Consider the following 19,309-nt stretch of genomic DNA (forward strand, 5'->3'; position numbering starts at 1 on the left):
CCTACGCCGAATTGCGAGGTTCGACACCATATCGGCATGCGATTAGTAAACGGAAGTCGACGCGCGGGCAACGTAATCGAACGGACGGCAATCCGGGTTTGACGTGCGGGAACGCCGAAACTGCTAATTGATCACTTATCGAATGCGAGCGCGTTGAGTGCGGCAATGAAGGCCTCGGCGGGCGGACTCACCAGTCCCGCACCTACTTGTCCTGTTCCTGGGATCTTGCCTGCTATGCCGGTGTTGACGACGGGAAGCAGGCCCGTCCTGGCGACGAGCGCCACGTCGATGCCGACGGGCGTGCCGCGGAATCCGAGCCCGGGAATCTGGTAGGCGGGATGCTCGGCGAGCGTGATCTCGTACATCGAGCGCGTGGCCGTGACCGCGTCGCCGACCTCGCCGCCGACGAACCTGACGATGGCGGGCGCCGCGGCCATGGCGAAGCCGCCCAGGCCCGAGGTCTCGGTGATGGTCGAGTCGCCGATGTCGGGATTGGCGTCGGCGGGGCCGTACGCGCCGAGGTAGAGGCCGTCGGGGACGCCCGCGGGCCCGGTGAACCAGCGGTCGCCCAGACCGGAGACCTGCACGCCGAAGTCGGTGCCGTTGCGGGCCATGGCCACGACCAGCGAGGAGCCGGGCACGCCCCGGGCGGCGTCGGTGCTGACCTTGCCCGCGGCCATGGCGGGGTTGAGGAAGAAGTGGTCGTTGCCTCCCGCGAAGCGCAGAACCTCCGCGGCGCGGGCGGGGGCGGCCTCGACCAGCGCGGGGGCCAGTTCGCGCAGGAACAGCGAGGTGGCGGCCCTGTTGCGGTTGTGGAGCTCGTCGCCCATCTGCAGCGCCTGCGCGATGAGCGCGCGCAGGTCGATCGGGCCGCTGATCCGCAGCGCGTCGCGCAGGGCGGGCCCCAGCACCTCGCCCATCCAGCGCAGCCGGTCCAGCACCTCGGGGCCGTAGGCGCCGTAGCGCAGCACCTTGCCGAGGCCCTCGTTGAGCGAGCAGTAGGCGGTGCCGCCGTGCTCGGCGTCGCGCACCTCGAACAGCCACATGGAGGGGCTGACCACGCCCGCCATCGGGCCGACCGTGCGGTGGTGGTGGCAGGAGTCGAGCGTGACCTCGCCCGCCGCCAGGCCGCGCTCGGCCTCCTCGACCGTGGCGGCCATGCCTTCCAGCAGCATCGCGCCGATCAGCGCGCCGCGCATGGGGCCCGACGCCCGCTCCCAGGTGATCGGCGGCCCCGCGTGCAGGAACGTCCCCCTGCCGAGGCCGAGCGCGTCGGCGGCCGGCCGTACGTCGACGAGCTGCGGGCGGGCGCTCAGCAGGCGGCCGACGGCCACCTCGTTGGCGGCGGTCCTGCGCGGGTCGGCCAGCACCGCGGCAAGCGCGGCGGCCGTGCCGGGCAGCGGAGGCCGCCAGTCGACCGCGGTCCTGGTGACCGCCTGGGCGTCCAGCGCCTCGCCGAGCAGGTCGGCGCCGACCGTGACGACGTGCGGATCGACGGGCAGAAGGCTCACGTGGCGCTCCCTGCGGCGTGACGGGCGGCGTGGGCGTTGGAGGTGAAGACCGCGGCGCCCGCCTCGTACAACGTCGCGGCCTGGCGGCGCAGCCCCTGCGGGTCGCCCTCCGTGCCGATCAGGGCGATCACCACCTGGACGCCCCTGCCGGCCGCCGCCCCGATCGCGGGGGCCAGCCGAAGCGCGGGATCGGGGTCGGCGCCGTGGCCCAGCACCACGTCCATCAGCGCCACCTCGCCTGGCTCGACCTTGGCGAGGGCTTCGAGCCTGAGGGTCGGGTCGATCATCGGATGCGCCCTGCCCCTGGTGAAGACGTCGTCGCCGTAGTCGACGAAGCCGCCCGGCGTGATCAGCGACGCCTCGGTGCAGAGGGTGCCGCCCGAGTACAGGCCGCGGACGGAGCCGCGCGCGATCGGCCTGCTCCACGAGGGCCACGCGGGCGGTTCGAGACCGAGCCTGCCCAGCGCGCTCTCCGCGGCCGCGGTCAGGTCGCCGCCCGAGGTGCCCAGCAGCGCGGACACCACGGGCGTCCGCAGCTTGTCCACGACCTCCTGTACCGCCCGCGCCACCTCGGGCGCGGGCGGCTTGGAGATCAGCACGATCAGCTCGGTCCCCGGATCGTCGTCGAGCCAGCGCAGCGCCCGTATCGCCGACAGGCCGCCCACCTGGGCGGACAGGTCCCTGCTCCCGACGCCCAGCACATGGCTCACGCCGACGCCTGCCAGGTCGAGCAGCGAGGTCACGTGCTGCGCCCCCGTGCCCGAGGCGGCGACCACGCCGACGGGTCCAGGTCGCAGCACGTTGGCGAACCCCAGTCCCGCCCCGCCGATCACCGCGGTCCCGCAGTCGGGGCCCATGACGAGGCCGCCGCGCTCCTCGGCCAGCCGCTTGAGCAGCACTTCCTGTTCCACGGGCACGTTGTCACTGAAGATCATCACGGGCAGGCCCGCCTCGACGGCGTCGAGCGCCTCGGCGAAGGCGTGCTCGCCCGGCACCGAGACCAGCACCAGGTTGGCCGCTCCCGCCCTGACCGCCGAGCGGGTGGTGCGCGGAGGGAAGTCGGCCGCCTCGGCGGGCGAGCGGCTCGACAGCTCGCCCAGCAGCCGGTCGAGCTCGTCCGTCGCGGCCGTCACGTCCCGCGCCCGCACCGCCACCAGCAGCTCGGACCCGGAGGACGCGGCGGCGGGAGGGTCGAAGCCCAGCTCCCTGGCCAGATCGAGGTTGAGCGGCGTGGCCATCGCGATGACGGCCACCTCCACGCCCGGCATCGCGGACAGCGCCTGGCTGACCCGCATCAGGCTCACCGAGTCGTGATAGACGCCGGGGACCAGTTTCACCAGGGAGTTCATGAGCCCGCTCCGAGGGCCAGCACCGAGTCGAGGCCGATGCGCAGGCCTTGCGCGAGATCGGCGCCGGAGGTGTGCCCGAGTTGTAGCAGCCGTCTCAGGGCGGGCTCGATCGGCTGCGCGCCCGCGATGCCGCGCAGCACGCCCGCCACTTCGGGGCTCGCCTCTCCTCTGGCCGCGCAGTGCAGGAGCGTCGCCGAGATCGGGGTGGTGCGCGTACGCGCGTCGAAGGTGACGGCGGCGGACAGCCAGTCGGCCAGCCACACCGCGCGGGCGACCCGCGCGGCCGAGCCCAGGTGGCGCAGCGCCACGAGCAGGCCCGCGAGCACGTCGTCGCCGCTGGGGGTCAGCCCGGGTCCGAGCCCCACCAGCTGTTCGGCGGCGCTCACGGCGCGCACCAGCGACGCCTCGGCGCATCCGGCCGCCAGCAGGGAGATGGCGCCGTTGCCTTCGAGGCCAGGCCGCCTGGACGTCTGCGGCGACATCGCCGGAACGGCGCGGGCCAGCCGTTCGAGCCCCACGGAGGGCAGCGCGGGCGAGGGGTCCCACCAGCGGCGCGCCTTCACCCGGTAGCGGCCGACCTCGATGACCCCGTCGCCCACGGCGGCCTCGTCGCCGACGCTCACCCGCGGCAGCTCGCCCGCCAGCAGCACCGAGTTGGGCAGCCTGGTCGCCTCGCCGGTGATCATCGCGATCACCGATGGCTCCAGCTGCGTCCGCACCTCCAGATACACGCCCACGGACACCGTCGCCAGCACCCGCGCCGGCATCCTGGCCGACTCCAGCACCGGGCGGACGGCCGCGCTCGCCGCTCCCGTGAGGTGGGTGCGCGGCTGGACCCTTCTCTGCGTGCCGAGCGTCATGGACCCGACGGTAGAGCGGCCCTTCACACCTCCGTACGGAGAAATGTGCCAACAGTCGGTCAAAAGGTTGGCTCTTCCTGACACACAGGTTCATCAGTCACAATCGCCTCATGGAGCCCCCTGTCCGCCTGGCCAGCACCGGAACGATCATCCACGGCGTTTCGGTGGGCGAAGTGCTCGGCGTCTCCACGCTAGCGAAGGCCGAGCTGATCGCGGGAGAGTCCGGTCTCGACCGGATCGTCCAGCGACTCAACGTGATGGAGGTCCCCGACATCCTCGCCTGGGTGAAGCCGCACGAGCTGCTGCTCACCACGGGCTACCCGCTGCGCAACACCCCGCAGTCGCTCGACCGCCTGGTCGCCGACCTCGACGAACGCGGCCTGGCCGCGCTCGCCATCAAGCTCGGCCGCTACGTCGACGCGCTGCCCGACGAGATGGTCGCCCAGGCCGACCGGCTGGGCTTCCCGCTGATCCTGCTGCCCAACGACGTGGGCTTCGACGACATCCTCAACCAGGTGCTCACCGACATCCTCAACAGGCAGGCGGCCGTGCTCGTCCGTGCGGAGGAGGCGCACCGGGCGCTGGTCCAGGTGGTGCTGGCCGGAGGCGGGCTCGGCGAGGTCACCGCCGAGGTGGCCGGGCTGCTGGACGTGGCCGTCGCCGCCGTCGACGGCGCGGGCAGGGTTCTGGCCTCCGCAGGCCCGCCCGAGCACGTCGCCGCCCTCCGCCAGCTGTCCGGTACGGCGGGCCGTACGGGGAACTTCGCCGCCGTTCCCGTCGTCGCGGGCGGCCACCATCACGGCAGGATCCTCGCCCACAGCCCCGCGGGGACGATCCGCGACAGCGACATCGGCATCCTCGAACGCGCCGCCACAGTCGCGGCGCTCGTCATCACCAGGCAGGACGCGGTCAACGCGGTCGAGAGCAAGTACCGTGCCGACTTCCTGCGGGATGTGCTGACCGGCAGGGCGGGCTCGGCCGAGCGGATCGCCAACAGGTCGCGCGCCTTCGGCTGGGACCTCGAACGCCCCGTCACCGTCCTGGTCGCCGAACTCGATCCCGAGTGCGACGAGCGCACCGCGCAGGACCGCCTGGTCGCCTCGTGGACCTCCGCCATGCGCCGCCACGACCCGCGTGGCGCGGTCGCCGGCTTCTCCCATGAGGTGGTCGCCGTGGTCGACGCCGGCGTCGACAGCTCGAAGGTCGCCCGCGACGCGGCGGCCGCCTTCGCCGACGCCTCCTCCGTCGGCACCTTCTCCACCGGCACGAGCCGCTCCTGTCCCGGCGCCGAGGGCCTGCCCGAGGCGTACGGCCAGGCGCTGAAGGCGGCCAGGGTGGGCAGGCAGCTGCACGGGCCAGGCGCGGTCGCGCACTTCGACCAGCTCGGCGTCTACCGGCTGCTGTCGCTGGTCAACGACACCGCGGAGCTGCACGCCTTCGTCCGCGAGACGCTCGGTCCGCTGGCCGGCGACGACGACAGCGAGAACGCCGACCTGCGCAGGACGCTGCAGGTGCTGCTGGAGACGAACCTGAACGTCGCCGAGACGGCCAGGCGGCTGCACTTCCACTACAACACGCTGCGCTACCGCATCGGCAAGCTCGAACGGCTCCTCGGCAACTTCACCGAGGACCCCCACCTGCGGCTCAACCTGACCCTGGCCCTGCACGTGCTGCGCATGCGGGGCATCTAGGCTGTGGTCCGTGGACCTGGACTTCGAGCTCAACTCCGACTACATCCCGCTGTGCGACCTGCTGAAGTACTGCGGCGTCACCGAGACGGGCGGCATGGCCAAGCACCTGATCGCCGAGGGGATGGTGCTGGTCGACGGGCAGGTCGAGCTCCGCAAGACCTGCAAGATCAGGTCGGGCCAGGTCGTCAGCGGTGACGGGTTCACCATCCACATCGCCTGATGAACGGTCCCGCCCGCCCAGCCTCTAAGGTTCTCTCCGGCATCAAGTAGGAGACGTAACCGCAGGTTGGGAAGTGGTTTGGATGGCACTCGGGTGGAAGCTGCACGGTGAAGGGAAGTCGCCGGCTCCCGGCGAGCTGGTCAGGCCCGACGAAAGACTGACGTGGCCGCGCATGGTGGGCTTCGGCGCGCAGCACGTGATCGCGATGTTCGGCGCCACGTTCGTCTTCCCCTTGGTGATGGGCCTGGACGCCAACCTCGCGGTGATGATGTCGGGTGTGGCGACGATCATCTTCCTGCTGATCGTGAAGGGGAGGATCCCCAGCTACGTCGGGTCGAGCGCGTCGTTCGTCGGCGCGGTCGTGGCGATCAGGGCCGCGGGCGGCGGCGACGCCACCGTGACCGGCGCGCTGCTGGCGGTCGGCGTCGTGCTCGCGCTGGCCGGCCTGGCGATCCACCTGCTGGGCGTGCGGATCATCCACAGGGTCTTCCCGCCGATCGTCACCGGCGGCGTCGTCATGCTGATCGGATTCGGCATGGCCTACGTGGCGGCCGACGTCTACTGGCCGCAGGATCCATGGGTGGCGCTCATCACCATGGCCGCGACGTTCGTCTTCGTCGGCGTCCTGCGCGGCTTCCTCGGCAGGATCGGCGTGCTGCTCGGCCTGGTCTTCGGGTTCGTCCTGTCCTGGGTGTGGGACAGGACGGGCGGGACGATCACCTCGCCGGGAGGCGACGGCAGGGTCACCGAGCACTTCAGGGTGAACTTCGACGCGGTCGCCCAGGCCGACTGGATCGGGCTGCCGACCCTGCACGGCCCGGTCTTCGAGGCGTCGGCGATCGTGCTGGTGCTGCCGGTGGTCATCGCGCTGATCGCGGAGAACGTCGGCCACGTCAAAGCGGTCGGCGAGATGACGGGCGCCGACGTCGACGGGTACATGGGACGGGCGGTCATGGCCGACGGCGTCGGCACGGTCGTCTCGACCGCGGTCGGCGGCCCCGCGACCACGACGTACGCGGAGAACATCGGCGTCATGGCCGCCACCAGGGTCTACTCCACGGCCGCCTACTACGTGGCGGCGGTGATCGCGATCCTGTTCGGGCTCTGCCCGAAGTTCGGCGCGCTGGTGGCGGCCACGCCCGGCGGAGTGCTCGGCGGCGTGACGACCATCCTGTACGGCATGATCGGCCTGCTCGGGGCCAAGATCTGGATCGAGAACAAGGTCGACCTCAACGACCCCGTCAACCTGGTGCCGGTCGGCGCGGGCATCATCTGCGCCATCGGGCCCGTGGCCTTCCCTGTGACGGGCACCTTCGCGCTCAGCGGCATCGCTCTCGGCACGCTCGTCCTGCTGGCCGGCTACCACGGGTTGCGCGCCGTCAACAGGAACTGACGGCCCTGGTGGGGGTGGGCGTCCTCGAGGAAGGGTACGGCGTGCGGTAACGGTTGGTCACCGACGGCGCATGACCCGGCTTGCCGTACGGGATGAAGAAAGTTGGCAGAACATGCCGGTGAACGCCCGCCGGAGACGTCCTAATGTGCCCGCAACGGCCTGCGGGGCGGCCACCGAACCGATGGAGCGCGAACAGAGGGGCTCTCATGGTTTTGGGTTGGACCAAACACGGAGACGGCAAACACCTGGCCCCCGGAGAGGTCGTCAAGCCTGACGAGCGCCTCTCCTGGCCCCGCATGGTGGGGTTCGGCGCGCAGCACGTGATCGCGATGTTCGGCGCGACGTTCGTGTTCCCGCTGGTCATGGGCCTTGATCCGAATACCGCGATCATGATGTCGGGTGTCGCGACGATCCTGTTCCTGTTGATCGTCAAGGGGAAGATCCCCAGCTATCTCGGCACCAGCGCCTCCTTCGTCGGCGGCGTGCTGGCGATCAGGGCGGCGTTCGGCGGTGACACGGCGGGCGTCGACGCGATCGTCACGGGCGCCATCCTCGTCGCCGGGTTCGTCCTGTTCCTGGCGGGTGTGGCGATCCACGTGCTGGGCGTGCAGATCATCCACAAGATCTTCCCGCCGGTCGTCACCGGCGCGGTGGTCATGCTGATCGGCTTCGGCCTCGCGTTCGTCGTCGCCGACGTCTACTGGCCGCAGGACCAGTGGATGGCGCTGGTCACGATGGTGATCACGTTCGTGGTGATCGTGGCGTTCAAGGGATTCCTCGGCCGCATCGGCATCCTCATCGGGCTGGTCGCCGGGTTCGTGCTGTCCTGGGCGGCCGACAAGGTCTTCGGGAACATCACCTCCTTCAACGCCGGCGCCGGCAAGATCGACACGCATCCGCGGGTGAACCTCGACGCGGTCGCGCAGGCCGACTGGATCGGACTGCCGAGCATGCACCTGCCCGACTTCAGGATCTCCGCCTCGCTGCTGGTACTGCCCGCCGTGATCGCGCTGATCGCCGAGAACATCGGGCACGTCAAGGCGGTGGGCCAGATGACCGGCACCGACGTGGACCCGTACATGGGCCGCGCCGTCGCCGCCGACGGCATCGGCACGATGATCACCAGCGCGGTCGGCGGCTCGCCCACCACCACCTACGCCGAGAACATCGGCGTCATGGCCGCCACCCGCGTCTACTCCACCGCCGCCTACTACATCGCCGGCGTCATCGCGATCCTGTTCGGCCTGTGCCCGAAGTTCGGGGCGCTGGTCGCCGCCACGCCGGGCGGCGTGCTCGGCGGGGTCACCGTCATCCTCTACGGCATGATCGGTCTCCTGGGCGCGAAGATCTGGATCGAGAACAGGGTGGACTTCTCCGACCCCGTCAACATGGTCCCGATCGGCGCGGGCATCATCATGGCCATCGGACCGGTCAAACACGTGATCAGCAGCGACTTCACCCTGGAGGGCATCGCGCTCGGCACCATCGTGGTGGTGGCCGGCTACCACCTGCTGCGCTGGATCGCGGGAACGAGGGCCCCTGCAGTGAGGGAGACCACCGGGTGAAACCCGCCCCGTTCGTCTACCACGCGCCCCGCGACCTCGGCGAGGCCATCGAGGCCCTCGCCGAGGCAGGGGCGCACGGCAAGGTGCTGGCCGGGGGCCAGAGCCTGATCCCGCTGCTCAACATGCGCCTGGCCGCGCCCGAGCAGCTGATCGACATCAACAGGATCGAGGCCCTTGAACCCTTCGGGATCGAAGGGGCGGGCGTGCGCGTCGGCGCGCTGGCCCGCCACTCCCAGGTGGAGCGCTCGGCCGAGGTCGCGCGGGCGCAGCCGCTGCTGCGCCAGGCGCTCAAGCTGGTGGCGCACCCGGTGATCCGCAACCGCGGCACCGTCGTCGGCAGCCTCGTGCACGCCGACCCCGCCGCCGAACTGCCCGCCGTGCTGGCGCTGCTCGACGGCAGCGTACGGCTGGCCCGCGTCGACGTCGTGCGCGACGTGCCCGCGGGCGAGTTCTTCACCGGGCCGCTGGAGTCGGCGCTGGAGCCGGGCGAGCTGGCCGTCTCGGCCTACTTCCCCGCGCTGCCCGAGCGGACGGGCACCGCCTTCGCCGAGGTGGCCAGGCGCCACGGCGACTACGCGCTCGCGGGCGTCGCCGCGCTCGTCGGGCTCGACGACGACCTGAGGGTGGCGGTGGCGAAGGTGGCGTGCGTCGGCGTCGGGCACGTCCCGATCACGGCCGACGTGAGCGAGGAGTGCGAGCACCGGCCCGCCTCGACCGTCGACTGGGCGGGCGTGGCGCGGGCCGTACAGGACAGGACCGAACCGGAGGCGGACATCCACGCGACCGCCGAGTACCGCAGGCACCTGGTCGGGGTGCTGGCCGTGCGGGCGCTGACAGAGGCGGCGAGAAATGCGGCATGAGATCACGCTGATCGTCAACGGTGTCGCCGAGCGGGTCAGCGTGCCCGCGCGACGGCTGCTGTCGGACTGCCTGCGCCAGGACCTCGGGCTGACCGGCACCCACGTGGGGTGCGAGCACGGCGTCTGCGGCTGCTGCACGGTGCTGCTCGACGGCGAGCCCGTGCGCTCGTGCCTGACGTTCGCGGTGACCGTCGACGGCAGGCAGATCACCACGGTCGAGGGCCTGGCGGGGCCAGGAGGGATGTCGCCCGTGCAGCGGGCCTTCGCCGAGTGCCACGGGCTGCAGTGCGGCTTCTGCACGCCCGGCTTCCTCTGCACGGTCACCGCGCTGCTGAGGGACAACCCTGCGCCCACCGACGAGGAGGTCGTGGAGGGCATCTCGGGGAACCTGTGCAGGTGCACCGGCTACCAGAACATCGTCAAGTCCGTCCACCGGGCGGCCGAGCTGATCGCCGAGGAGGAGGGCCGATGACGACGCGGCTGTTCGGCGAGCGGGTCCAGCGCAAGGAGGACCCCCGCCTGCTCACCGGGCAGGGCCGCTTCCTCGACGACCTCGGTCGTGACGCGCTGGCCGTGGCCTTCGTCCGCTCCCCGCACGCGCACGCCCGCATCCTCGACATCGACGTCTCAGGCGCGCTCGACGTCGAAGGACTGGTCGCCGTCTACACATGGGAGGACCTGCCGGGGCGCGTCGCCGAGCCGCTCCCGCTGCTCATCCCGCACCCCGCGCTCACCCACGGCCGCACGGCCTACGCCCTCGCCAAGGAGTTCGTCAGGCACGTCGGCGAGCCCGTCGTCATGGTCGTCGCCGAGGACCGCTACCTCGCAGAGGACGCCTGCGCGCGCATCCACGTCCACTACGAGCTGCTCAAGGCGGTCGTCGGCATCGAGGAGGCCGCCCAGGGCGCCGCACTCGTCCACGACGACGTGCCGGGCAACATCGGCGCGCACCTGGTGCAGGAGGTGCCCTCCAGGGAGGGGCGGAACGCCCGCGAGGCCATCGAGACCGCCCCGCACACGCTGGCCTTCAGGCTCGACATCGAGCGCAGCGCGTGCACGCCGCTGGAGGGGCGCGGCGTGCACGCCCGATGGGACGGCACCGATCTGCGCGTCCACTCCTCCACCCAGACCTCCACCAGCGTCAGGATGGCCATCGCCGCCAAGCTCGACCTGCCGCTCCCGCACGTCGAGGTGATCGCCCCCGACGTCGGCGGCGGGTTCGGTGTCAAGATCGTGCACCCGTGGCCCGAGGAGATCCTCGTGCCGTGGGCGGCGATGCTGCTGAACCGCGAGCTGAAATGGACCGAGGACAGGCGCGAGCACTTCATCTCCTCCGCGCACGAGCGCGGCCAGGTGCAGTACGTGCGGGTCGGCTTCGACGACGAGGGCCGCGTCCTCGGCCTCGACGTGACGATCATGCACGACCACGGCGCGTACACGCCCTACGGGATCATCGTGCCGATCGTCACCTCGACGCAGCTCCTCGGCCCGTACAAGATCGGCGCCTACCGGGTCGAGTTCACCTCGATCTACACCAACACCGTGCAGGTCACGCCGTACAGGGGCGCGGGCCGCCCGCAGGGCGTGTTCTGCATGGAGCGGACGATGGACAAGATCGCCCGGTATCTCGGCAAGGACCGCACCGAGGTGCGGGCCGCCAACTTCATCCAGCCCGAGGACTTCCCCTACGACCAGGGCATGATCTTCCAGGACGGCCGCCCGCTGATCTACGACAGCGGCGACTACCCGGCGATGCTCGCCCTGCTGAAGCGCCTCATCGGCTGGGACACCTTCGAGAGGCGGCCCGGGCTCGGCATCGGCATCGGCTGCTACGTCGAGGGCACCGGAGTAGGGCCCTACGAGGGCGGGCACGTGCAGGTCACCTCCGACGGACGGGTGCACGTGTCCACGGGCCTCACCTCGCAGGGTCAGGGCCACGAGACGGTGTTCGCGCAGATCGCGGCAACGGAGCTCGGCGTGCCGATCGAGCGGGTGTCCGTCGTCACGGGCGACACCCGCAGGTTCGGGTACGCCGTGGGCACCTTCGCCTCGCGCGCGGCCGTGGTCAGCGGCAACGCGATCGCCCTGGCCTGCAGGAAGGTGCGGGAGAAGGCGCTGCGGATCGCGGCCGAAGCCCTGGAGGCCGACCCGGGCGACCTGGAGATCACCGACGGGCTCGTCCACGTGGTCGGCGCGCCGTCCGCCTCCATCCCGCTGTCCACGGTCGCGGTCCTGTCCAACCCGCTGCGCTACTCCTTCGACGCCGAGACCGCGAAGGCGACGCAGTTCTCCGGCGCCGCCTCCTACGACAAGCCGCCCGTCGCCGAGGGCGACGAGCCGGGGCTGGAGGGCCGCGACTACTACTCGCCGCTGCGCTCCACCTTCGCCGCGGGCATGCACGCCGCGATCGTGGAGACCGACAAGGACACCGCGGAGATCCGCATCCTGCGCTACGCCGTCGTCCACGACTGCGGCAGGCTCATCAACCCGATGATCGTCGAAGGGCAGATCCACGGCGGCGTCGCGCAGGGCGTGGGCGGCGCGCTCTACGAGCGGATGGTCTACGACTCGCACGGCCAGCTGCTCAACGCCTCGTTCATGGACTTCCTGATGCCGTACGCCACCGAGGTCCCGCGCATCGAGACCGACCACCTGGAGACGCCCTCGCCGCTCAACCCGCTGGGCATCAAGGGCGCGGGCGAGGCGGGCGTCATCCCGGTGTCCTCGGTGATCGCCGGCGCGATCGAGGACGCCGAGGGCCTGGACATCGACAGGATGCCGATCTCGCCGTCGGAGCTGTTCCAGCTAAGATCCGGTGAGTGAGCGAGCTTCGAGCGCCTGGGGCGGGCCTGACCGAACTGCCGGACGTGGCCGGTGACGTCCGCCTGATCGACCTGGCATGGAACCGGCTGACCGAGCTGCCCGCGAGGGTGGGTGAGCTGACGCGGCTGGAGGAGCTGCGCCTCGACGGCAACCTGCTCACCTCGCTGCCCGCGCTGCCGTCCTCGCTCAAGGCGCTGCACCTCGACGGCAACCTGCTCACCTCGCTGCCCGCGTGCCCGCCGTACCTGGAGAGCCTCTTCGTGTACGGCAACGCGCTGGAGAGCCTGCCCGCCGATCTCGGCCCGCTGAGACACCTGGCGGCCGGCGGCAACCGCCTGACGAGGGTGCCCGACGCGGTGTGGCGGCTGGAGGGGCTGGAGTCGCTCAACCTGGCGGAGAACCGGCTGACCTCGGTGCCGGAGGAGATCGGCGGGCTGTCCCGCCTGCGGATGCTGGACCTGGGCCACAACGCCCTGCGGGAGATCCCCTCGGCGATCGGCGAGCTCGACCTGACCGACTACCTCTACCTCAGCGACAACGGCTTCACCTCGGTGCCCGAGTCGCTGGGCAAGCTGGGCCGCCTGGCCTACCTCAACCTGACCGACAACGAGCTCACCGAGCTGCCCGACTCGATCGGCGGGCTGGCCGAGCTGAAGGAGCTGCGGCTCTACAACAACAGGCTGACCACGCTGCCCGAGACGGTCGGCGGCCTGACCGAGCTGCGCGAGCTGCACCTGCGTGGCAACCGGCTGACCCGGCTGCCGCCGCTGCCCGCCACGCTGCGCCTGCTCGACGTGCGCGACAACCAGCTGGCAGAGGTGCCCGCCTGCATCGGAAGCCTGGCCGGGCTGACGCACCTCGACCTGCGCGGCAACAGGCTGAGGACGCTGCCGCCGGCGCTGGCCGAGCTGCCCGCGCTGGAGAAGCTGGACCTGCGGTGGAACAAGCTGGACGGCGGCGCCTCCGTGCTGGACGCACTGGAGGCGCGGGGCTGCGTCGTGCTGCGCTGAACCCTGCCGGCGAAGGGCGCGTACCTCGTGGCGTGATGACTTATCTCCGCATAGCGGCTTTCGTGCTGGTGCTCGCGGCCTGCGCACCAGGAGACGGCGGCGGTGGCGACGGCGGCGACGACAGCGGCGGAGGCTACATGGCCGCCGCCCAGTCGATGACCGTCGAGCAACTGGCCGCCAAGGCCGGATGCACGCCCCACATCCAGATCGACGCCGTCGACCTCAGGCAGGGGCACTGCGAGACCGGCGACGGCCAGTTCTTCCTCACCACGTTCACCACCCAGGAGGGCAAGGACGCGTGGATGGACACCGCGCCCGAGTACAACCCGCACCTGGTCGGCCCGCTGTGGACGGCCCTGTCCAGCAGGGCCGTGCTGGAGCGCGTGCAACGCAGGCTCGGCGGCGACCTGCACCTGAAGGACCACAGGGTCAAGGGCTGAGCGGCTCGGGCAGGTCGCGCATCCTCCGCAGCGGCGACAGCAGCAGCGGGATCACCGACAGCGGCGTCAGCGCGCACGCGATCCACACCGCCGGCACCACGCCCAGGTGCTCGCCGAGGACGCCTCCGATGAGCGCGCCCAGTGGCAGCGTGCCCCACACGATGAAGCGCATCGTCGCGTTCATCCTGCCCAGCAGGTGGCCGGGGGTGATCGCCTGGCGGAAGCTGACCTGCGACACGTTGTAGACGACGATGCCCACGCTCACCACGAACCAGGCGAAGGCGTACAGGCCCAGCCGCCAGCCCTGCGCGGCGAACGGCACCAGCAGGATGAACGGCGAGGTGAGCAGGTTCGACAGCCAGATCGTCCTGGCCGAGCCCGCCCACCTCGACATCGGGCCGACCAGCGCGGCGCCCACCAGACCGCCGACGCCCGCGACCGAGAACAGCAACCCCATCACCCCCGGCGTGATGCCGACGACGTTGATGAGGAAGAGCACGGAGAGCGTGTTGTTCATGGCGTGGGCCAGGTTGGCACTGGCCGTACAGGCGGCGATCATGCGCAGGATCGGGTGCCGCAGCACGAACGCCAGGCCCTCGCCGATCTCCCTGACCAGGCCGCGCCGCTCGTCGCGGGCGGGGACGTCCCTGTCGGACCTGATGCCGGCCAGCAGCAGGCCCGACAGCAGGAAGCTGACCGCGTCGACCAGGATCGCGACCGGCGCCGTGACGAGCTGGACCAGCCAGCCGGCCGCGCCAGGACCCGCCACCTGCGCGCCGGAGCGGACGATCTCCAGCTTGGCGTTGCCCTCCACGATCCGCTCGCGCTCCACCAGCGACGGCAGGTAGCTCTGGTAGGCGACGTCGAAGAAGACGGTGGCCACGCTGACGCACAGGCCCACCACGTAGAGCTGCGGCATCGACAGCACGCCCAGCCACCAGGCCACCGGCACCGAGGCCAGCAGGACGGCGCGCGCCAGGTCGCCGGTGATCAGGATGGGGCGCCGGCGCAGCCGGTCCACCCACACCCCCGCGGGCAGCCCGATGACCAGGAACGCGGCGCTCTCCGCCGCGACCAGCAGGCCCATCTCGAACGGTGAGGCGTGCAGCGCCACGACCGCGACCAGCGGCAGGGCCACCATGCTGACCTGGGTGCCGACCTGGCTGATGGTGTCCGCGCCGAACAGGAGCGCGAAGCCCCGATGCCGTAAGAGATTCATCTGCCGTATACAACCAGACCAAGTCGGCCCCTACTCATGACAAAGCCGCGTCAGAGGCTCACGATGTCGCCACAAGTCTTCAACTCATGTAGGGGGGCGCGCCATGAGTCGACACTTCGACCGCATGCGCTACCACATCGCCGACGACCCCGACGCAGGGGGCAGGCCCAGGCCGCCGGGCGCGTTCACCGGCATCGCCCCAGGGCTCGAGGACGTCGCGCCGCGCTTCACCTCCAACGAGGCGGCCGCCAGGTTCTACCTCGACCACAAGCTCGCCGAGGACGCCTCCGCGCCGGGCTTCAGGGCCGCGCTGGCCACGGAGTCGCCCGCCAGGGTGCCCGACCTGGAGCTCAGGTCCTCCCGTCAGACGCCCGCGTCGGGCACCACGCTGGTGCGTTTCGACCAGACCCACGCCCGGATCCCGATCTTCGGCAGCGACGTGCTCGTCGAACTCGACCAGGCCAGGGAACTCGTCGCCATGGACGCGCGGCTCACCGAGGTGCTCGGCGCGCCCGGCGCGCCCGACATCGACTCGTCGGCCGCGCTGGCGCGGGTGGCCGAGGCCACCGGCACCGCGCTCGAAGGCGCGGGCACGGCGCCGCCCAGCCTCACCTACTTCCTCGACGAGGCAGGCACGTGGCATCTGGCGTGGCACCTGCACGGCCTGACCGCGGTCCTGCCCGAGGCCAGGCCCGCTCCCGGCGGCCGTGCGGGCGCGACCGGGCACGGCATGGAGGATCCCTCGCCCCGCGATCTCCACCCGCAGGTCGACTACCTGGTCGACGCCGAGGACGGCAGGATCCTCTACTACTTCGGCGTCACCCCCACGGTCGACATCCCCACCAAGTTGCGCGGCTTCGACGAGAACGGCACGCTCGTCGACCGGATCTGGGGCGACAGGCTGGCCGGCGCCTTCGCCCTGCGCGACAGGCTGAGGAACATCGTCACCCACGACCTGGCCCTCGCCGACCTCAACGAGAACCCGCCGTTACCCGACCCGGTCCAGGCGGCCGACCCCGACCTGGGGGAGAAGTTCAAGGCGGCGGTCTCCGCCCACGCCAACGCGACCAGGGTCTTCGACTTCTACCGCAGCGTCCTCAGCCGCGACAGCATCGACGACCAGGGGATGGCGCTCACCTCGGTCATCAACTGCACCGTCGGCGAAGGCCCCGAGTGGCGCAACGCCGCCTGGTGGAAGGGCCGCATGTGGTACGGCCAGATGCGCAACCCGGCGGGCGTGCTGGTGAGCACCTCCCGCTTCCTCGACGTGATCGGGCACGAGCTCACCCACGGCGTCATCGAGAGCTCCAGCGGACTGGTGTACCAGGACCAGCCGGGAGCGCTCAACGAGTCCTTCGCCGACATCTTCGGCATCGCGATCAAGAACTGGTACGAGGCTTCCGCGCAGGAGCGGACGGACACCTGGAACTGGGAGCTCGGGGCCGGCTGGCGTCCGACGGGCGCGGGGTTGCGCTCGCTCAGCGATCCAGCGGCCTTCGGCCAGCCCGCGCACATGCGCGACTTCGTGCGCACCAGGGCCGACAACGGCGGCGTCCACACCAACAGCGGCATCCCCAACAAGGCCGCCCACCTGCTGCTCACCTCGACCACGCCCGAGGGGAGGCCGGTCCTGGACGCCAGGGACTGGCTCGTGCTCATCTACCTGGCGATGGTGCGGCTGAGCAGACTCTCGGACTTCGCCGACGTGCCCGTGGCGCTGCGGGACGTGGCGAAGGTGTACCTCGCGGGGAGCCCCCGGCAGCTCGAACCCGTGCTGGCCGCGATCACCGCGGCCTACGCGGCGGTGGGCATCGAGTAGCCGCCAAGGGTCGCTCCGGGGCAGCCCGGTCCCCGGGGCGACCCGCCTCCCGCCGGCTCCCGGCCTGGGCGAGGCCGTCACGTCCGGCGGGCGGCGGAAGCAGGTGAATCTCGCCCGCGCGCCCGGCACCGTCGACGTCTCAGAGCCCGCGCGCGAGCTAGTGGCCGATCGCCGCCTGGCCGCCCTCAACCCGGGCGGCCCCGCCAGGAGCCGAGATCCGCTTCCTGAACACCCAGTACGTCCAGCCCTGGTAGCCCAGCACGAACGGCAGGATGGCCAGGCCGATCCAGGTCAGCACGTTGAGCGTGTACGGGCCCGAGGCGGCCTCGGCCAGCGTGAGCCCGGGCAGCGGCCTGGCCGCCAGCATCCCGAACAGCGCGGCCGAGGTCAGCACGATCGCCCCTGCCGTCGCGGCGAACGCCCAGCCCTCCCGACGCCGCCAGATCAGCGAGCCGCCGGCGGCCAGCAGCGCCATCGCGCCGCCCGCGGCGATCCACACGGCGAGGTCGCCTTCCCCGGGGATGGAGGACAGCGCGACGATCGCCAGCGGGATGACGGCGAACGTGGCGCCCGTCGCGGCGGCGCGGGCCCGCCGTCGTACCTGTCCCTCGGTCCTGAGCGCCAGGAACACCGCTCCGTGCAGCACGGCGACCGCGAGGGAGAACGCTCCGCCCACCAGCGTGGCGACACCGCTGTCGAGCAGCACGTCGGCGAAGACGGCACCCCAGAGGAAGGCGGGCAGCGCGCTGCCGACCAGGATGCCCACATCGGCCCACGCCCTGTCGGAGGCGTGCTCCAGCTTGCCGCGCCACTCCAGCGCCACCCCGCGCACGATCAGCCCGGCCAGCACCAGCGTGAGCGGCAGGTAGAAGGAGCTGAGGAAACCCGCGTACCAGGCCGGGAAGGCCGCGAACATCGCGCCCACCGCGGTGATCAGCCAGACCTCGTTGCCGTCCCATACGGGGCCGATGGTCTGCAGGATCTGCTTGCGCTGCCCCTCGTTCCCGCTGAGGAACGGCGACAGCATGCCGACCCCGAAGTCGAAGCCTTCGAGGACGAAGTAGCCGGTCCAGAGGAAGGCGATGATGACGAACCACAAATCGATCACTGTGCGCTCCTCAGTACATGAGCGAGGGTTCGCGCACCGGCTCGCGGGCCGGCGCGGGAAGCTGTTCTGGACCCTTCTTGACGCTCCTGATCAGCAGGACCACCTCGGCCACCGCGAGCACGCCGTACACGAGGGTGAACAGCGTCAGCGAGGTGGCGACCTCGGCCAGCGACACCCCCGGCGAGACGCTGGAGGCGGTCAGCAGCTCGCCGGCGACCGTCCACGGCTGCCTTCCGATCTCGCTGAGCAGCCACCCGGCGATGATCGCCAGCAGCGGCAGCGGAAGCGCCAGCAGCAGCGCCCTGGCGTACCACGGCGGCACCTGCCTGCGCCTGCGGGTCAGCCACAGGCCGAGCACCGACAGGCCCACCGTCGACAGGCCGAAGACGATCATCACCCGGTAGGACCAGAAGACGACCGCCTGGTCGGGCCGGTAGTCGCCGGGACCGAACTGCTTCTCCAGGCGGCGCTGGATGTCCTCGGTGCCCTGGACGGTGGCGTCGGGGTCGTTGGCCGACAGGAAGCTGAGCAGCTTGGGGATCTCGATGCCCGGTAGCACGTGGAAGGGCGCGCCCTGGGTGTCATGCGTCAGACCCTCGGCGGCGGCCAGCTTCATCGGCTGCTGCTCGTACAGCAGCTTGCCCGACAGGTCGCCCGTGCCGGCGACGACGGCCCCGGCGATCGCGGTCATGACCAGCGCGCCGCGCAGCGGGCCCCTGAAGGTCGTGTCGCCCTTGAGCAGCCGGTAGCCGCTGACCGCCAGCACGAATCCGCCCGCCACGATGAAGCTGGCCGCGATCACGTGCGGCACCTGGGCGAGCGCGGTGGAGTTGGTCAGCACCGCCCACAGGTCGGTCATCCTGGCTCTGCCGTCCACCACCTCGTAGCCGACGGGATGCTTCATCCACGCGTTGGCGGCGAGGATGAAGTAGGCGGACAGGTTGGAGCCGATGACCGCCGCCCAGATGGTGGCCAGGTGGACCCGCTTGGGCAACTTGTCCCAACCGAAGATCCACAGCCCCAGGAACGTCGACTCCATGAAGAAGGCGAGCAGCGCCTCCAGTGCCAGCGGAGCGCCGAAGACGTCACCCACGAACACGGAGTACTCGCTCCAGTTCATGCCGAACTGGAACTCCTGCACGATGCCCGTCACCACGCCCATCGCGAAGTTGATCAGGAACAGCTTCCCGAAGAACTTCGTCAGTCGCAGGTAGTGCTCCTTGCCTGTGCGGTGCCAGGCGGTCTGGAGTCCGGCGACGAAGACGCCGAGACCGATCGTCAACGGTACGAACAGAAAGTGGTACACGGTGGTCACCCCGAACTGCCACCGTGCCAGGTCTAGCGCGTCCATCTTCCCCTCACGGGCTTGGAGCTCTACGAGCTGTAGTTCTACTAAAAGTAGTACTACGGCTTGTAGAGCAAAGCGACGGGAGTGCGCTGC

Annotated in this window: 16 protein-coding genes; 10 read left to right on the plus strand and 6 right to left on the minus strand. The window is 70.9% G+C overall.

Annotation, left to right across the window (positions count from 1 at the left end):
- Positions 1-131: 131 nt before the first annotated feature.
- The 3 genes from ACFSKW_RS21230 to ACFSKW_RS21240 are packed head-to-tail and all read right to left on the minus strand — an operon-like array spanning position 132 to position 3,720.
- Entirely contained in the window at positions 132-1,511 is a 1,380-nt protein-coding gene (locus tag ACFSKW_RS21230) for a YlbE family protein (RefSeq protein WP_379574034.1), read from the minus strand.
- Positions 1,508-2,860 (minus strand): FdrA family protein, encoded by a 1,353-nt coding sequence (locus tag ACFSKW_RS21235; protein WP_379574035.1) that lies wholly within the window; start codon positions 2,858-2,860, stop codon positions 1,508-1,510. Before ACFSKW_RS21235 ends, ACFSKW_RS21230 begins: the two co-directional genes overlap by 4 nt.
- Positions 2,857-3,720, minus strand: coding sequence for an oxamate carbamoyltransferase subunit AllH family protein (locus tag ACFSKW_RS21240; RefSeq protein ID WP_379574036.1), 864 nt, complete (start codon positions 3,718-3,720; stop codon positions 2,857-2,859). The genes ACFSKW_RS21235 and ACFSKW_RS21240 overlap by 4 nt, the downstream gene beginning before the upstream one ends.
- A 110-nt stretch (positions 3,721-3,830) precedes the next feature.
- Here ACFSKW_RS21240 and ACFSKW_RS21245 point away from each other — a divergent pair, with 110 nt between their 5' ends.
- From ACFSKW_RS21245 to ACFSKW_RS21285, 9 genes are all read left to right on the plus strand, one after another.
- Positions 3,831-5,411, plus strand: coding sequence for a PucR family transcriptional regulator ligand-binding domain-containing protein (locus ACFSKW_RS21245; RefSeq protein ID WP_379574037.1), 1,581 nt, complete (start codon positions 3,831-3,833; stop codon positions 5,409-5,411).
- A 10-nt stretch (positions 5,412-5,421) separates the two neighbouring features.
- On the plus strand, positions 5,422-5,631 hold the full coding sequence (locus ACFSKW_RS21250; protein WP_379574038.1) for an RNA-binding S4 domain-containing protein: 210 nt from the start codon (positions 5,422-5,424) through the stop codon (positions 5,629-5,631).
- Positions 5,632-5,713: 82 nt separating this feature from the next.
- Positions 5,714-7,024, plus strand: coding sequence for a uracil-xanthine permease family protein (locus ACFSKW_RS21255; protein ID WP_379574039.1), 1,311 nt, complete (start codon positions 5,714-5,716; stop codon positions 7,022-7,024).
- A 206-nt stretch (positions 7,025-7,230) separates the two neighbouring features.
- Entirely contained in the window at positions 7,231-8,589 is a 1,359-nt protein-coding gene (locus ACFSKW_RS21260) for a uracil-xanthine permease family protein (RefSeq protein WP_379574040.1), read from the plus strand.
- A complete protein-coding gene (locus ACFSKW_RS21265; protein ID WP_379574041.1) occupies positions 8,586-9,449 on the plus strand; it encodes an FAD binding domain-containing protein in 864 nt (287 codons plus the stop codon). Before ACFSKW_RS21260 ends, ACFSKW_RS21265 begins: the two co-directional genes overlap by 4 nt.
- Positions 9,439-9,921: a (2Fe-2S)-binding protein gene (locus tag ACFSKW_RS21270; RefSeq protein WP_379574042.1), complete on the plus strand. Its 483-nt coding sequence runs from the start codon at positions 9,439-9,441 to the stop codon at positions 9,919-9,921. The genes ACFSKW_RS21265 and ACFSKW_RS21270 overlap by 11 nt, the downstream gene beginning before the upstream one ends.
- The gene (gene cutA / locus ACFSKW_RS21275) at positions 9,918-12,272 is read left to right on the plus strand and encodes an aerobic carbon-monoxide dehydrogenase large subunit (protein ID WP_379574043.1); all 2,355 of its coding nucleotides are present in this window, start codon (positions 9,918-9,920) and stop codon (positions 12,270-12,272) included. Before ACFSKW_RS21270 ends, cutA begins: the two co-directional genes overlap by 4 nt.
- On the plus strand, positions 12,269-13,282 hold the full coding sequence (locus ACFSKW_RS21280) for a leucine-rich repeat domain-containing protein (RefSeq protein ID WP_379574044.1): 1,014 nt from the start codon (positions 12,269-12,271) through the stop codon (positions 13,280-13,282). Before cutA ends, ACFSKW_RS21280 begins: the two co-directional genes overlap by 4 nt.
- A gap of 35 nt (positions 13,283-13,317) precedes the next feature.
- The gene (locus ACFSKW_RS21285; RefSeq protein WP_379574045.1) at positions 13,318-13,722 is read left to right on the plus strand and encodes a hypothetical protein; all 405 of its coding nucleotides are present in this window, start codon (positions 13,318-13,320) and stop codon (positions 13,720-13,722) included.
- On the opposite strand, the gene ACFSKW_RS21290 is transcribed toward ACFSKW_RS21285, so the two are convergent.
- The gene (locus tag ACFSKW_RS21290) at positions 13,712-14,941 is read right to left on the minus strand and encodes an MFS transporter (RefSeq protein WP_379574046.1); all 1,230 of its coding nucleotides are present in this window, start codon (positions 14,939-14,941) and stop codon (positions 13,712-13,714) included. The two genes, ACFSKW_RS21285 and ACFSKW_RS21290, sit on opposite strands and share 11 nt — an antisense overlap.
- 103 nt (positions 14,942-15,044) lie before the next feature.
- Between ACFSKW_RS21290 and ACFSKW_RS21295 the strand changes: the two genes are divergently transcribed.
- Positions 15,045-16,760, plus strand: coding sequence for a M4 family metallopeptidase (locus tag ACFSKW_RS21295; RefSeq protein WP_379574047.1), 1,716 nt, complete (start codon positions 15,045-15,047; stop codon positions 16,758-16,760).
- Positions 16,761-16,917: 157 nt separating this feature from the next.
- Here the strand turns inward: ACFSKW_RS21295 and cydB are convergent, their stop codons facing one another.
- Positions 16,918-17,868, minus strand: coding sequence for a cytochrome d ubiquinol oxidase subunit II (gene cydB / locus ACFSKW_RS21300; protein WP_379574048.1), 951 nt, complete (start codon positions 17,866-17,868; stop codon positions 16,918-16,920).
- Positions 17,869-17,878: 10 nt separating this feature from the next.
- Positions 17,879-19,219, minus strand: coding sequence for a cytochrome ubiquinol oxidase subunit I (locus tag ACFSKW_RS21305; RefSeq protein WP_379574049.1), 1,341 nt, complete (start codon positions 19,217-19,219; stop codon positions 17,879-17,881).
- Positions 19,220-19,309: the final 90 nt, after the last annotated feature.

It is taken from the genome of Nonomuraea mangrovi, assembly GCF_042681425.1.
Taxonomy (GTDB): domain Bacteria; phylum Actinomycetota; class Actinomycetes; order Streptosporangiales; family Streptosporangiaceae; genus Nonomuraea; species Nonomuraea mangrovi.